This is a genomic window from Bradyrhizobium cenepequi (assembly GCF_020329485.1).
Taxonomy (GTDB): Bacteria; Pseudomonadota; Alphaproteobacteria; order Rhizobiales; family Xanthobacteraceae; genus Bradyrhizobium; species Bradyrhizobium cenepequi.
In genome coordinates this window covers 67486-82207 of sequence record NZ_JAGKJI010000007.1, presented here as the reverse complement: position 1 = coordinate 82207, position 14722 = coordinate 67486, and the positions used below count along the sequence as shown (strand labels likewise).

Sequence of the window (14722 nt, the reverse complement as noted above, 5' to 3'; positions counted from 1 at the left end):
CGCAGCGCAATCCAAGACTGCTGGAGCCAAACGCAAGAATCCCGGATTTCGCTTACGCTCCATCCCGGCTAGGAGCTCCCTTCGCCTCGTTCCACAGCGCGTCCATCTCTTCGAGCGAGGCGTCCTGCAGCGAACGTCCCTTCGCCTCTAGCGCGCGCTCGATATAGGCAAAGCGGCGCTCGAATTTGGCGTTGGTGCCACGGAGGACGGTTTCCGGATCGGCGCCGACGTGCCGCGCTAGGTTGACCACCGCGAACAGGAGGTCGCCGGTTTCTTCCGCCAGCTCATCGGCATCGGCGCCGTCGAGCGCCGCCTCGATCTCGTCGGCCTCCTCGCGGATCTTCTTCAACACGGCGCGCGGATCGTTCCAGTCGAAGCCGACCGTCGACGCCTTGCGCTGCAATTCCATGGCGCGCGTCAACGCGGGCTGGCCGGCCTTGACGCCAGACAGCAGCGATTTGTGCCCCGCTTCTTCCGGCGGCCGGCGCGCCGCACGCTCGGCCTTCTCCTCAGCCTTGATGCGGTCCCAGACTTCCTTGACGTGGGAGGGGGCGAGATTGCCGTCCTTGTCCGCGAACACATGCGGATGCCGCCGGATCATCTTCCTGGTGATCGCCTCCACGACATCGCCGAACGCAAAGGCGTTCTCTTCCTCCGCCATGCGAGCGTGGAACACGACCTGGAGCAGGAGATCGCCGAGTTCTTCCCGGAGATCGTCGAGGTCACCGCGGGTGATGGCGTCCACCACCTCATAGGCTTCCTCGATCGTGTAAGGGGCAATGGTCGCAAAATTCTGCTCGAGATCCCAGGGGCAGCCGGTCACCGGCGTGCGCAGCGCCGCCATGATCTCAAGAAGGCGTGAAATGTCGCGGGAAGGGGTCATGCGGGCACCAGAAATTCTGCTTGTCTTGCTTTATGCCGCAAGCGACGGCCCGATCCCAGCGGAACGCGCCAAAATGTGCCGCTTTCCACCGGTTGGTCGCCATGTCAGGCGGTGCTAAAGCGCGCGCCATGAGCGAAGATTTCTCATCCGAAACGGCGCTGGTGCTGTTCTCCGGCGGACAGGATTCCACCACCTGTCTTGCCTGGGCGCTCAAGCATTTCGCGCGCGTCGAGATGCTTGGCTTTGCCTATGGCCAGCGCCACGCAATCGAGCTCGAATGCCGGGACCGGCTGGTTTCTGGCATCAAGGCGCTGCGGCCGGACTGGGCCTCAAAGCTGGGTGAGGGCCACACGCTGGAAATCCCGACGCTGGCCGAAATCTCCGACACCGCGCTGACGCGTGACGTCACGATCGCAATGGGCGCGGACGGCCTGCCCAATACCTTCGTGCCCGGACGCAACCTGGTGTTCCTCACCTTCGCGGCCGCGCTGGCCTATCGCCGCGGCATCCGCCACATCGTCGGCGGCATGTGCGAGACCGATTATTCCGGTTATCCCGATTGCCGCAACGACACCATCAAGGCGCTGCAGTCCGCGCTCAGCCTCGGCATGGCCAAGGATTTCGAATTGCACACGCCGCTGATGTGGCTCAACAAGGCTGAAACTTGGGAGCTCGCTCATGAACTTGGCGGCACAGGTCTGGTCGACCTGATCCGCGAGCACTCCCATACCTGCTATCTCGGCGAACGCGGCGCGTCCCACGATTGGGGCTACGGCTGCGGCGAATGCCCGGCATGCACGCTGCGGGAGAGGGGATGGCGGGAATATGCGGAGCGTCGCTAGCCAGAAAAATCCTCCGGTCGCAGTTCGATCGGTTTGCCGTGCGGGGTGCGGTCGGCGGCGTGGTCCCAGGCGTCGCGGTAGCGGTGCAGGTTCTCGGTGGTGGCGACGCCTTTTTCGGCGATGAGGCGTTCCAGTGTTGCGAGCCAATGGCGATAGTAGGTCTCGCCGGTGTCGGGATCACCTTCTGCCTGGGCGCGCTTGATCTGGTCGGCGAGGGCTGCGGCCCATTCGCTCCAGGTGAACAGGCCGCGCTCGTGCAGCGTCAACGCCATCGCGAAGGCCTGCGCTTCCCAGGGTTCGCGGAACACCGGGCCCTCATCATCGCGCGGGATGCTCGGCACGGCGGCCGTGGCGCGCGCGGCTGCACCGGTATCCATCAGGCGGGCTCCAGATATGGCTCGAAGGCGTCGACCGAGATCTTGATGGTCGGATCGGAATCCGGCCCCCACAGTTCGGTCCCGTCGAACACCACGGTGTAGAGCCACTGCGGATTCTCGCCGGCCTCCATCGCGGCCGAGTCCGGGAACACGTGACAGCCATGGTCGCGCTCGACCACGCCGACATGGCCGCGCACGTAGCGGGGCAGCCGCGTGTGCGTGAGGGGATGAATGTTCTTCGCGCGCACCTTGTCGCCGGGCTTGAACTTTGCGGGCGCGGGCGCCGTACGGCCGAACTTGCCGCGCACCATCACACGCTCGACGTCATCGAGCTCGAATTTGCCATGCTTGAGCGGCTTCGGCGGCTGCACCGCATGGCCCGTCGCGACTTCTTCCTTTCCGATGAATCCCTTGTCCAGCAACAGGTCCTCGAGCCCGAGCAGCCATTTCTTGTAGTAGGAGCTCGCGAGATAGACGGGCGGCGGCAAGGTTTCGCGGTAATAGCGCGAGGTGTCGATGTTGAAGGCACCAGTGGCGCCCATCGCGCGCACCATCGCCATCACCCGCGCTTCCCACGCAGCGTGGAACATCGGCTCGTTCGGCTCGGGCTCGACCTTGCCGAACCCGTCCATGCCGCCCATGTCGTGCACGCCATTCATGACGGCGCTCCCGGCCGCTTCGGAAATCCGGTGCCGATCATGGAATCGCGCGTCACGAGCTCGGCAAGCTGCGCCTCGCTCCAGCCTTCGGTGCCGTCGGGCCGCATCGGTAGCACCAGGAAGCGGGTCTCGGCGGTCGAGTCCCAGACGCGGATTTCGGTCTCCTTCGGCAGCGTCACGCCGAAATCGGCGAGCACACCACGCGGGTCCTTCACCGCGCGGGAGCGATAGGGTGCGGCCTTGTACCAGACCGGCGGCAGGCCGAGCATTTCCCAGGGGTAGCAGGAGCACAAGGTGCAAACGACCATGTTGTGGCGATCAGGCGTGTTCTCGACCACGACGAGGTGGTCGCCGACGCGGCTGACATGACCGAGCGTGCCGACGGCCTGCGTGCCGTCTTCGAGCAGGGCCTGCTTGAACGCGGGATTCGTCCACGCCTTGGCGACGACCCGCGCGCCGTTATGCGGGCCGATCCGGGTCTCATAGGCCTGTATGATGGCGTCGAGCGCGGCCGGCTCGACATAACCCTTCTCGGTCAGGATCGTCTCGAGCGCGCGCACGCGCAGCTCGGTCTCGGACAGTTCCGAATGGTCGTGGTCGTGATGATGTTCGCTCATGGCGGCGAAGATAGGCGAAAAATCCAGGGTATGTCGAGGCGTCGAGTCTGCTAGCATTTCCGCCATGACAGGGAGGCAATCGTGGCGGAATACATAAGAATCGAAAAAGGCCTGGGTCCGGAAGGCCGGATCGCGGTCGTGCGCTTTGACCGCGGCGACGGCATCAATGCGCTGTCGCCGGAGGCGCTTCGCCAGCTCACCGATGCCGCGCGCAGTTTCGAGGATGATGGCGCGACCTCCGTGGTCGTGCTGACCGGCGGCGCCAAATCCTTCAGCGCCGGATTCGACCTCAAGGACGCCGAAGGCCGTTCGCGCCGCACCATGGACATCGGCACGCTGCGCCGCCACCTGAAACTGGGGCCGCGGCTGTCGCGGGCCTGGCAGGACATGGAACAGGTCACGATCGGCGCGATCGAGGGGTTCTGCATTGGCGGCGGCGTGGCGCTGGCGGTCGCGCTCGACTTCCGCGTGATGGCGCGCGATGCCCATATGCGCGTGCCCGAGATCGGGCTTGGCATGAACATGAGCTGGCAGAGCGTGCCACGCATGCTGCACCTGATAGGGCCGGCACGGACCAAGCAGGCCGTGATCCTCGCCGACGACCGCATCTCCGCCGCGGACGCCTACGAATGGGGATTGGTGGAGCAGGTGGCCGAGCCGGGCAAGGCGTTTGACGCCGCCATGGCACTCGCGACAAAAGTCGCAGCGCAGCCGCCGATCTCGGTTGCCATGACAAAGCTCACGGTCAACCGCCTGGCACATGCGCTCGATGATCTGGCTGCCCATATGGATGTCGACCAGTTCGCGCTGGCAAGCATGACCGAAGACCACAAGGAAGGCGTCGCGGCATTCCTGGAACGGCGGAAGCCGCGGTTCAAGGGACGATAGTGCGATCCGTCGATGCTGGACTCGCTGGTGCAAACCGCTTTGCGTCCGCCGCGAACTTGCTTCATTGCCCGGCCAGTTGCGTTCTGGCTCGTTCGATGTTGACGAAGATCAAGCGGCCGGCAGAGCACGCGAACGTGATTGTCCGCAGTCGCTAATTCGACGCCGAACTGAGTGTGGACCGGAAGCGCAGGATCGACAGGAAAAGAAACAGCGAGGCGATGCCGGCGACGGCGAGGAATTGCGGCCACACGACATCAAGACCGGCGCCGCGATAAAGGATCGCCTGCGCGAAGGAGACGAAGTGGGTCGAGGGCGAAGCCTGCATCACGGTCGCGAGCCAGGGCGGCATGCTCTCCAGCGGCGTGGCGCCGCCGGACAGGACGTTCATGGGAACGGCGACGAGCATGTAGAGGAGGCCAAGCTGCGGCATGGATCGCGCGACCGTGCCCAGGAACAGCCCGATCGCGGTCGCGAAGAAAAGGTAGAGGATGGTCCCAAGCGTGAACAGTGGGATCGAGCCGGCGATCGGGATCTTCAGGAGCAGGCGGACCACCAGATAGAGCGACAGGCCGACTGCGACCGCGATGACGAACCCATTGGCCCAGATCTTCGACATCGCGATCTCGAACGGGCTCAGCGGCATTACCAGCAGATGATCCATCGTGCCGTGCTCGCGCTCGCGCACCAGCGCGGCGCCGGCGAGGATGATCGCAAGCATGGTGACGCTCGAGATGATGCCCATGACACTGGAGAACCAGGCGGTTGTCACGTTGGGATTGAATGCGATCCGGACCGCCAGATTGACGGGCGATTCCGGCACACGTTCCACCTGCGAGACAAACTGGGCGATTTCGGTATTGATGATCTGTTGCGCGTAGCCCGATCCGAGGCCGGCCTGAATCATCGCAGTGGCGTCGACATTGATCTGCAGTCCGGGCTGGCGGCCCGCCAGAACGTCGCGCTGGAAGTTGGGCGGAATATCGATGACGAAGGTGTATTTGCCGGTATCCATTAGATGCTCGATATCGGCCTGCGCGATTGCCACCGGCTCCTTGAAATAGGGCATCAGGAATGCATGCGTGATCCGGCGGGACAATTCCGAGTGATCTTCATCGACCACCCCAATTGAGGCATGGAACACCTCCTGGGCATTGCTTTGCGCCTGGCTGATGACGGCAAGCGAGAACGAGTAGATCACGAACCCAAGCAGCACCCAGTCGCTGAAGAAGCTGCGCAGTTCCTTGGTGCCGAGCCAGAAGATGTTGGAGAGAGAGCGCATCGTCTCAGCGCTCCTGCTTTGGAAGCAGCATCATGCTGAGCGACGTCAGCACGGGGACGAACACCAGGAGCATGAGAATGCTCGAACCGAGATCGGTAAGCCCCAGTCCCTTGGTGAAGGTGCCGACGCTGATCGGGCGATAATAACTCATCGGGAAGCAAAGGCCGATGAGTTGCGCCGAGCCGGAAAGCGAAGAGACCGGCGTCATCATGCCCGAAAACTGCTGCGCCGGCAGGATGGTGAGGATCGCGGTGCCGAACAGCGCCGCGATCTGGGTCGTGCAGAAGGTCGAGATCAGCATGCCGTAGCCGGTCGTCGTGAAGACGTAGATGATCGTGCCGGCAAGCAGCGCCACGAAGCTGCCCTTCAGCGGCACGTTGAAAATGAACACCGCCATCGCGAACATGATGATGAAATTGATCAGCGCGACCGCAACGTAGGGGAGCTGCTTGCCGACGAGAAATTCCAGCCGCGTCACCGGGGTGACGTAGAGGTTGGTGATCGAGCCAAGCTCCTTCTCGCGAACGACCGCGAGCGCCATCAGGATGGCCGGAAACAGCGCGAGCATCATCGCAAGGGTCGATGGCACCATGGCGTAGATGCTGTCAAAGTCCTGGTTATATTTGAACCGGACTTCGATATTGGCCGGCAGGGGCGCTGCCGCCTTCGTCGTGTCCAGCACGGGATCGCTCAGATAGAGCTGGTGCATGCCCTGCAGGTAGCCCCGAATGGTCGAGGCGCGGAACGGCATGGCGCCGTCGATCCATGCGGAGACATAGGCGGGTCGTCCGCGCTTGATATCGAGGCCGAAGTTCGGCGGAATCTCGATGCTGACCGAGATGTCGCCGTTCTTCAGGCGGCGATCGAGCTCCGCATAGTCCGTCAGCGGAGGCTTTTCGAGAAAGTAGGGCGATCCTCTCAGCTCCGACAGATAGGCGCGGCTTTCGGGCGTCTGATCGCGGTCCAGCACGGCAAAGCTGAGATTGTTGACGTCGGCTGAAATGCCGAAGCCGAACACGATCATCAGCAGCGCGGTTCCGAACAGAGCGAACATCAGCCGGATGCGATCGCGCACCAGCTCAAGGCCCTCGCGGATCGTATAGGCGAACAGCCGCCGAAAGCTGAAAAAGCTGCGCCTGCTGTCGCGGCTGGTTGTCTTGTCGGGCTCGGAGGCAATTGCTTCGGGCTGTTCGAGGGTTAGAACGGATGGCGCGCTTGGCTTTTCCTGCTCGAGAAAACCGATGAACGCGTCTTCGAGGCTGTTGGCGTTCCTCGCCTTGACCAGTCCGGCCGGCGTGTCGGTGGCCAGCACGCGCCCTTCGTGCATCAGCGACAGCCGATCGCAGCGCGCCGCCTCGTTCATGAAATGCGTCGAGACGAAAATGGTCATTCCCTGATTGCGCGACAGGTCGATCAGAAGCTGCCAGAACTGGTCGCGCGCCAGCGGGTCGACGCCGGAGGTCGGTTCGTCCAGGATCAAGAGGTCCGGCGTGTGGACGACGGCGACCGCAAGCGACAGCCGCTGCCTGATCCCGAGCGGGAGCGAGGAGGCGAGATCGTCGAGATAGTCGGCGAGGCCGCACTTCTCGATCAGCTCCGCGATGCGCGCCTCGGCAAACGTCGGAGGCAGGTGAAACAGGCGCGCGTGCAGGACCAAGTTTTGCCGGACCGTGAGTTCCCCGTAAAGGGAAAAGGATTGCGACATATAGCCGACACGGCGGCGCGCTTCGAGATCGCCGGCGCGCAGCACTTCGCCGAAGATCAGCGCCTCGCCCTCGGACGGCGGCAACAGCCCGGTGAGCATCTTCATCGTCGTCGTCTTGCCTGATCCGTTCGAGCCGACGAAGCCAAAGATCTCGCCGCGGCGGATCGTGAAATTCACGCGGTCAACGGCGGTGAAGTCGCCGAACCGGCAGGTCAGGTCCTTGGCGAGAATGACGGGCTCGGCATGACCGTCGAGCGGTGGACCGATCGGCTTTTCGTTGCCGGTAAGTTGTCGATGCGGGAGCAGGGTGACGAAGGCGTCCTCGATCGATTGGGTGCCGGTTTGCTGTTTGAGATCGGAGGGCGATCCGGTCGCGAGAATCTTTCCCTCGTTCATCGCGAACAGCCAATCGAAACGCTCGGCCTCCTCCATGTAGGCGGTGGCGACCACCACGCTCATTTTCGCCGTGCGACCTCGTATGCGGTCGATAAGATCCCAGAATTGGCGGCGCGACAGCGGATCGACGCCCGTCGTCGGCTCGTCGAGGATCAGGAGATCCGGATCATGGATCAGCGAGCAGCAGAGCCCGAGCTTCTGCCGCATTCCGCCCGACAGCTTGCTGGCCGGCCGGTCGGCGAATGGCGCAAGCCCGGTGCTTTCCAGGAGTTCCTTGATGCGCCACTCACGCTCCCTGCGCGACTGCTCGAACAGCCGGCCGAAAAATTCGACATTCTCCCTGACGCTCAGGTCGGGATAGAGATTCTTGCCGAGTCCCTGCGGCATGTAGGCGATGCGCGGACAGATCAAGGCGCGCTCGGCGGCCTTGGAGATGTCGGTGCCGAGAACGGCGACCGCGCCCTCCTGGATCTTCCGCGCGCCCGCCAGGATCGCGAGCAGGGAGGATTTGCCGACGCCGTCAGGTCCGATCAGGCCGACCAGGCGTCCGGCGGGAATGTCGGCCGAGATGCAATCGAGCGCCGTCACCGAGCGGTAGCGATGAGAGAAGGCTCGAACGATTGCGACCGGTTCGTCGCTGCCGTTCATGGAGCACCCTGCAGCTTCGCCGGCCATGCAATCGCGGGATCCCAGCGGACATAGCCGACACCGGGCAGGCCACTTCTGACCGCATCCGCGCGCGCAAGCAGACGTTCCGGGTCGATGCGCACCCGGATGCGAAACATCAGCTTGTCCCGCTCGGTCTTGGTCTCGACGGTCTTGGGCGTGAACTGCGCCTGGCTCGCGACAAAGGTGACCTTCGCCGGGATCGGGTGATCGGGGTAGGCGTCCAGAACGATCCGCGCATCAGCGCCGACCTTCACCTTGCCGGCCTCGGTCGTCGGCAGGTAGATGTCCATGTAGACATAGGTCAGATCCAACATCGTGAAGACCTTGCCGCCCGCCGCAAGGACCTCGCCGATATTGGTGAGACGGTACTGAATCCGGCCCTGCTTCGGCGCCACCAGCGTATTGTCCGCGATCTGCACCTTGTAGAGCCCTGCGTCATGCTGAGCGGCTTCCAGCGCGTGCTGAGTTTCGAGCACCCTGGCCTGCGCCGCGGCAAGCGCACCATTGGCGGCGTCGAGCTGTTGCTTGCGCTGGTCCATCAATTCCTTGGTCGCCCAGCCATTCTTGTGGAGGTAGTCTGTCCGCTGGTTTTCCTGCTCGGCCAGGGTCTTCTGTGCCTGCTGCTGGCTGAGCACGGCCTCGGCTTCCTCGATCGCGCGCTGTGCCTGCCGGCCTTGAGCCAACGATTTAGAAAGCGACTGCTCGAGATCGCGCGCATCCATTCGCGCCGCGACCTGTCCGGGCGCAACCATGTCGCCGATATCGGCGAGCAGTTCGTACACGCGTCCGGCATATTTCGTGCTGATGTCGATTTCGTCGGCTTCGATGCGGCCGTTGCCGACGCTGATACCGACAGGCAGCGGCGGATGCGCTTGCTTCCAGATGTAATAGCCGCCGCCACCGGCGCCGAGCGCAATGAGGAGGAGCGCTGCCGTGATCCGCAAACCGCGCCGTTTACCGTTTCGACGGACCGGCACGGGCAGATGCTGGGGGACGGGGGCAGGCGAAGGCGACTGAGACGCATCGGCGGCTGGCGCGCCTCCTTTGATCTCTTCGATTTGATCTTGCATCGGTCGGTGCCTTGAGTTGCAGAACCACTTTGCAATCTTGCACCGCCGCATCCGCAGCCTGTTGACGTAACGCAAGTTCCGGCGCCGAGGGTCTCATTGATCGCGTTCCGGCGCTGGTTCGACGCAATCGACTTGCTGACGCGCGCCACGAAGTTGATTTCGCTCAACCCGCGCCGCGTCAAATGCTTCATTCTTTGTTGAGTTGCGCAGCGAGACGGCGCGTCTTTCAATCACCGAGGACAAGTCATGGTCGACAGGAAAAACGTGGTGGTTGCCACCGAACGCGGGACAGGCACCGACGATGGCCTCCAGGCCAAAGACAGGCAGGCAAAGGAAGAGGGCTGGGTCCTCGATTGTCTGGAAGATGACGAAGTTCGAGAAGCCCTACACCGTCTCCATGCACGCGACACGACCACCGCCGCCTCGCAAGGTTGAGACGGAATGAGCGTCGAACCGCCAGCTTGTGGGGTGAGGGGCTGGCAAGCCGCGATTGATCCACGTCAACCGCTGTTGTCTTGTCGCGCGCTACGTGTTTTCATCAATTCGCTGGGGAGTGTTTCGTGCCGCTGAGAACGATAGCCGTGTTCTTCGATTCGTCGCCTGCCGGCGAGGCGCGTGCCGACTATGCCGTCAAACTCGCATTCCGTCACCGTGCGCATCTGGTCGGAATCTTCGTGGTACCGTTCGGCTGGGACGGCAATCCTTCCGAGTCGTTCGTTCGAGGGCAGGCCGCGGTTCGCGAACTCATTCAACGCCATACGGCGAGCGAACTGGCCGCGACGAAAGCCGCCAATCAAAGCTTTGCGACCGTCTCCACCCGCGAGGACATCAGTTGCGAGTTTCGTTGCATCCGGCCCGGTGAAGCCAATGAAGGGGCGGCGCTGAATGCGCTGCATTCCGATCTCGTGATCGTCGGCAGTCCGCGGGCAGACGGCCTGCCGCAAGAATGGTCGGCGGAGTCGCTGCTGCTTGCGACTGGTGTACCGGTCCTCCTGTTGCCCGAGCATTGGAGTGGGTCCGCGGCCGAACATATCGTGGTCGCCTGGAATGCCAGCCGTGAGGCGCGCCGCGCCATCACTGATGCGCTTCCGCTGCTTGCGGCCGCGCAGTCGGTGACCGTCCTCCTGGTGGACCCCCATAAGAATGACCGCCATGGCGAGGAACCCGGCGCCGATGTGGGGCTGTATCTGTCCCGCCATGGCGTAAACGTGGCGGTCGAGCGGATTTGGTCCAATGGCGCTTCGGTCGCCGACGCCATCCTTGGTTTTGCTGGGCGACACACTGGCGATCTGATCGTGGTCGGCGCTTACAGCCATGCGCGAACGAGCCAGATGATCTTTGGCGGCGTGACCCGAGCCTTGCTGCGCGACGCGATCGTTCCATTGCTGATCGCACATTGAGAGGGCACGAACAGGGTCGTCGGTCAGGACCGAATTAGGTCGGGCGCAGCAGGCCCGCGACAGCCCGCCGGGCGATCGCGTTTTCCTCGGGCAGGCCAATCGAAATGCGCACCCAGGTATCGAGCGGCGGATAGCTGCGGCCGATGTCGATGCCTTGTGCCGCCAACGCGGTCGCAATGGCTTGTTGTGGCTGACTGGCGTCGAAGAACACGAAGTTGCCCTGCGAGTCCGTGAAGCGAACCTTCCGTTTCCGGAACAGCTCGTGCCACGCATCGCGCTCGGCCGCGACCTTCGCGCGAACAGACGGAATATAGTCCGTATCTTTCAGACTTGCGTTTGCCGCGATCAGGCTGAGCCGATTGAGTCCGAAGAACGCACCGATGCCGAGCTGCTTTACCGATTTGGCCAGTTCGGCGGGCGCCAGCGTGCAGCCGATGGCCAGGCTCGCAAGCCCGTAGATTTTTGCGAATGTCCTGAAGACAGCGACGTGGTCACCGGCGCGGACGAGGCCGGCGACGGTTCGCTTCTCGAAATCCGGCGTGAATTCAAGATAGGCCTCGTCGACGATCACGAGGGTGCGTTTGGAGAGCTCGTGCACGAATTCGATGAACTGCGCTGCCTCGCTCACCGTGCCGCTTGGGTTGTGCGGATTGACAAGATAGACCGCGCGCGTCCGTCCGTTGACCTTGGCGGCGATGGCGGGAAGATCGTTCTGAAGCTGATCGTTGAGGGGAACACCGACGACGATGCCGCCGGCGGGCGAGACGGCATCCACCAGCGCAGTGTAGCCTGGCTCGGAATAGACGAACTCGCCGCCTGGACCGCCGCGGGCGGACAGATACAGGCCGAGCACGTCGAGGACCTCGCCAAGCACGACCTGCTCGGCAGCAACTTTTTCGCGCGCGGCAATCGTCTGCGTCAGCTCGGTGAGTTCGTCGCCGGTATAGCGGCTGAGGCCGGCGAGGTGCGCCTTGATCGCCTGCAACGCCCGAGGCGAGGGACCGAATGGATTTTCATTCAAGGAGAGACGAATTCGGTCGTGTTTCGATGCATCGGCCATGGCTGGATACAAAAGACTGCTGGCTGCGGCGGTACTGATCAACAGCCAATTGCGTCGAGAAAGCTCCGTCAGGGTGCTGCTCCTTCCGATCGATAGCAATTGCAGGAGTTGCGCCGGTCACCCCAACTATAAGCGACCATTGGCACGATCGGGAACGCATCAGGCGGCATCGTCGCGCGATTGTTACGCTCGGTGAAGAGAGTCGGCGGCTGGGCGCAAGTCTGGTGTCATGCCAGGTTGCCGTCATCACCAGCGCCGGAGCGAGGGCGGAGGCGCAGGAGGCGAGAGCCGCGCCTCCTATGCGTCGAGCCCATGGAGCACTGCGGCGCGTTGAGTTTCTCCAGCCAGCGACGCGGAGATGCATCCAAGCGCGAACGGAACAGCGACGATCAACGAAAAGAGAGATGTGAAACATCTCACATCGCAGCTTTGAGTCGCGGATTAATCAGGGGTCTTCGACTGTCGCAGAACCAATGGAGGTTCGCATGAAGATCCTGGTGATCTCTGGGCTGGCAGCCCTCGCAGCCTTAACGGTCGCAACCAGCACCGGCGTGCTACGACCACACCGATCAACAGAAAGTAGCGCTGCAGGAACGCAGATGCCTGTAACGCAGCTTCAACACGCGGTGCGGCCAAACGAACTACCCGTTCAGGAGTTCGAGGACCGGTCCTTGGTCTTTCCAAAGGAACCGCAACGCTAATCAGAATGCTGGCAGCGCAGCCTTAGCTGATTGAACTTCGGCTGCGCGCCGGCATCTGTCGGAACAGCTTGATGCGTCAATCGCCTCGAGCTGACCTCCGTGTCCGCGACGTCTCAAGGGCCCATGAAAATGGGATTGATCTGAGGATCGCCCAGCAGGCCCAAGGATTGGAGTTGTCCGCTGTGTAGGTCGACTTCCAAGGTAATTAATAGCAGCGCGAGCACGGTGGCGATGTAGATGAGCAGGGGTGATGCCTCTTGGGCTGTCGCATCGTCACTCTGCCGAAGGCGAACGCGGAGGGCTCGCAACCGCGCAATTACCTGCAGATACGCTCTGGATCGTATTTGCATGGCTGTCGTCCTTGTCGCCACCCACAGTTTAGAACGGAGTGTTCAGCGACTCAATTGCCGCTAACAGCACCGTGGAACCGAACAGCGCTCCCTTCGTTGAGCTGGATCAAACGAATGGAGGGTTCGAGTGCGGACGCTTGTGCCCGTTCTATGCTTGACCGCCTGTATCAGTTGCGGCCATGCCGTCGCCCAGACGGATCAAGGCAAAACAAGCTCGCCCACCATCGGCGCCGGGCGAACCCCTCCAGAGGAGAAAGGCCAGTTGCAGCCACAGGGCTGGACGGGGCCAATCAACACAGAAACAGGCGGCGCGCCTCCCGAAAGTCCGCAAGGCCAGAGCCCGCCAGGAATGCAAGCGGCCCCGGAAGGATCAAACAAGAGGACCGTGGCTCCGGAAAAGTAGCTTACTGAGAGCGCGGAAGAGCTTTCGTCTCGCTTGAGAAAAACGGGCAGAATGGGGAGGGGTGTTGTCCCATCGCCCGGGAAGACTGGATGAGTGTGACCGTGCGTCTCATTGCCGCGCTTCTCGCCATTTCGCTGCTTCTGGTTCCGCAAGCTGTATCCGCCCAATTGATAGGACACGGCGGACCTGTACGAGCGATTGCTGTTTCGAGCGACGGTGAGACAGTCCTGTCGGGAAGCTTTGACACCGCCGCGATCCGCTGGTCGCTCCCGACCGAATCCGCAGAGCAGGTGCTTCGGTTTCATTCGGACGCGGTGAACGCCGCTACCTTTCTCAAGGACGCGAGAATGGCGACGGCCGGCGCGGATGGACGCATCGCGATTTGGACGCAAGGCCGGCAGCAACCTGACAAAGTCTTTGAAGGCCATGCGGGACCGATCGTTGCCATGGCCGTGTCGCCGGATGGCTCAACAATCGCATCCGCCTCCTGGGACCGTACGGTGCGGCTTTGGTCGCTGTCGGACGGCATATCGCGCGTGCTCGAGGGGCATTCGCAGAACGTCAACGGCGTTGCCTTCACGCCTGACGGACAGTCGCTCGTCAGTGTAGGCTACGACCTGACGGCGCGGGTCTGGCGCCTTGCGGATGGTACGTCCAGGATTGTTACGTCGCCGGCGCCGCTGAACGCGGTTGCGATCGCGCCAGATGGCGAAATCGTCACAGGCGCGGCGGACGGTAGGCTGCGCATGCTGACCTCCGGTGGCAAGGAGAGCGGCGACGTCGCGGCGAGCACCACGCCGATCGTGGCCTTGGCGATTTCGCGTGACGGCGCCTTGATCGCCGCGGCCGGCGTTGGTGGCACCGTGGCGATCGTCGATCGCAAGGCGCGCAGCACGCTGCGTACGCTCGTCGGTCCCAACATGCCGGTCTGGTCGGTCGCGTTCCTGCCTGATGGCGCGACACTCCTGACCGGTGGCGCTGACGGCAAGATCAGGCGATGGAATGCACTAAGCGGCGATGCCGTCGGCTCGAACCTGCTCGGCACGCCGGCCGATCCGCTCGCCGCCTATGCCGGCGATCACGGCGCCGAAATCTTCAGGGCCTGCGTCGCCTGCCACACGCTGTCGGAAACCGAAGTCCAGCGTGCCGGGCCAACGCTTGCCGGGCTTTACGGCCGAAAAATCGCTTCGCTGCCCGGCTACCGCTTCTCCGATGCGCTCAAGACGATGGACATCGTCTGGACGCCGGAGACCGTCTCAAAGCTGTTCGAGATCGGACCGAATGCCTATACGCCCGGCACGAAGATGCCGGAGCAGCATATCGGCTCAGCCGAGGATCGCCGCGCGCTCACGGACTTTCTGGCGCGTGCGACATCGAAGTAGCAAGTTCCCGCCGGCTCAGATCGAAGTCGTCGGATGATCCT

13 protein-coding genes are annotated in these 14722 nt (G+C 63.0%); 5 read left to right on the top strand and 8 right to left on the bottom strand.

Features of this window, described 5'->3' with window-relative positions:
• Nucleotides 1-52: 52 nt before the first annotated feature.
• On the bottom strand, nt 53-883 hold the full coding sequence (mazG, locus tag J6497_RS10935) for a nucleoside triphosphate pyrophosphohydrolase (RefSeq protein ID WP_225704275.1): 831 nt from the start codon (nt 881-883) through the stop codon (nt 53-55).
• A gap of 128 nt (nt 884-1011) precedes the next feature.
• On the opposite strand from mazG, the gene queC reads away from it, so the two are divergent.
• The gene (queC, locus tag J6497_RS10930; protein ID WP_225704274.1) at nt 1012-1725 is read left to right on the top strand and encodes a 7-cyano-7-deazaguanine synthase QueC; all 714 of its coding nucleotides are present in this window, start codon (nt 1012-1014) and stop codon (nt 1723-1725) included.
• Here queC and J6497_RS10925 read toward each other — a convergent pair.
• Genes J6497_RS10925 through nthA form a run of 3 tightly spaced genes read right to left on the bottom strand, consistent with a single transcriptional unit; the run spans nt 1722 to nt 3378 of the window.
• Nucleotides 1722-2102 (bottom strand): nitrile hydratase accessory protein, encoded by a 381-nt coding sequence (locus J6497_RS10925; protein ID WP_225704273.1) that lies wholly within the window; start codon nt 2100-2102, stop codon nt 1722-1724. The genes queC and J6497_RS10925 overlap by 4 nt on opposite strands.
• Nucleotides 2102-2761, bottom strand: a complete 660-nt coding sequence (gene nthB / locus J6497_RS10920) for a nitrile hydratase subunit beta (protein ID WP_225704272.1) — start codon at nt 2759-2761, stop codon at nt 2102-2104. Before nthB ends, J6497_RS10925 begins: the two co-directional genes overlap by 1 nt.
• The gene (nthA, locus tag J6497_RS10915; protein WP_225704271.1) at nt 2758-3378 is read right to left on the bottom strand and encodes a nitrile hydratase subunit alpha; all 621 of its coding nucleotides are present in this window, start codon (nt 3376-3378) and stop codon (nt 2758-2760) included. The genes nthB and nthA overlap by 4 nt, the downstream gene beginning before the upstream one ends.
• Nucleotides 3379-3459: 81 nt before the next feature.
• Here nthA and J6497_RS10910 point away from each other — a divergent pair, with 81 nt between their 5' ends.
• Nucleotides 3460-4266: an enoyl-CoA hydratase/isomerase family protein gene (locus J6497_RS10910; RefSeq protein WP_225704270.1), complete on the top strand. Its 807-nt coding sequence runs from the start codon at nt 3460-3462 to the stop codon at nt 4264-4266.
• Between the two features lie 151 nt (nt 4267-4417).
• Here the strand turns inward: J6497_RS10910 and J6497_RS10905 are convergent, their stop codons facing one another.
• The 3 genes from J6497_RS10905 to J6497_RS10895 are packed head-to-tail and all read right to left on the bottom strand — an operon-like array spanning nt 4418 to nt 9385.
• Complete coding sequence (locus J6497_RS10905; RefSeq protein ID WP_225704269.1) at nt 4418-5545, bottom strand: ABC transporter permease; 1128 nt, start codon at nt 5543-5545, stop codon at nt 4418-4420.
• Between the two features lie 4 nt (nt 5546-5549).
• Nucleotides 5550-8294: a ribosome-associated ATPase/putative transporter RbbA gene (gene rbbA, locus J6497_RS10900; protein WP_225704268.1), complete on the bottom strand. Its 2745-nt coding sequence runs from the start codon at nt 8292-8294 to the stop codon at nt 5550-5552.
• Nucleotides 8291-9385, bottom strand: coding sequence for an HlyD family secretion protein (locus tag J6497_RS10895; RefSeq protein WP_225704267.1), 1095 nt, complete (start codon nt 9383-9385; stop codon nt 8291-8293). The genes rbbA and J6497_RS10895 overlap by 4 nt, the downstream gene beginning before the upstream one ends.
• A gap of 246 nt (nt 9386-9631) precedes the next feature.
• Here J6497_RS10895 and J6497_RS10890 point away from each other — a divergent pair, with 246 nt between their 5' ends.
• Nucleotides 9632-9820, top strand: a complete 189-nt coding sequence (locus J6497_RS10890; RefSeq protein WP_225704266.1) for a hypothetical protein — start codon at nt 9632-9634, stop codon at nt 9818-9820.
• A 125-nt stretch (nt 9821-9945) separates the two neighbouring features.
• On the top strand, nt 9946-10785 hold the full coding sequence (locus J6497_RS10885) for a universal stress protein (RefSeq protein ID WP_225704265.1): 840 nt from the start codon (nt 9946-9948) through the stop codon (nt 10783-10785).
• A gap of 34 nt (nt 10786-10819) precedes the next feature.
• On the opposite strand, the gene J6497_RS10880 is transcribed toward J6497_RS10885, so the two are convergent.
• A complete protein-coding gene (locus tag J6497_RS10880) occupies nt 10820-11845 on the bottom strand; it encodes a pyridoxal phosphate-dependent aminotransferase (protein ID WP_225704264.1) in 1026 nt (341 codons plus the stop codon).
• A gap of 1543 nt (nt 11846-13388) precedes the next feature.
• Between J6497_RS10880 and J6497_RS10875 the strand changes: the two genes are divergently transcribed.
• The gene (locus J6497_RS10875) at nt 13389-14681 is read left to right on the top strand and encodes a c-type cytochrome (protein ID WP_225704263.1); all 1293 of its coding nucleotides are present in this window, start codon (nt 13389-13391) and stop codon (nt 14679-14681) included.
• The last annotated feature ends 41 nt before the right edge of the window (nt 14682-14722 follow it).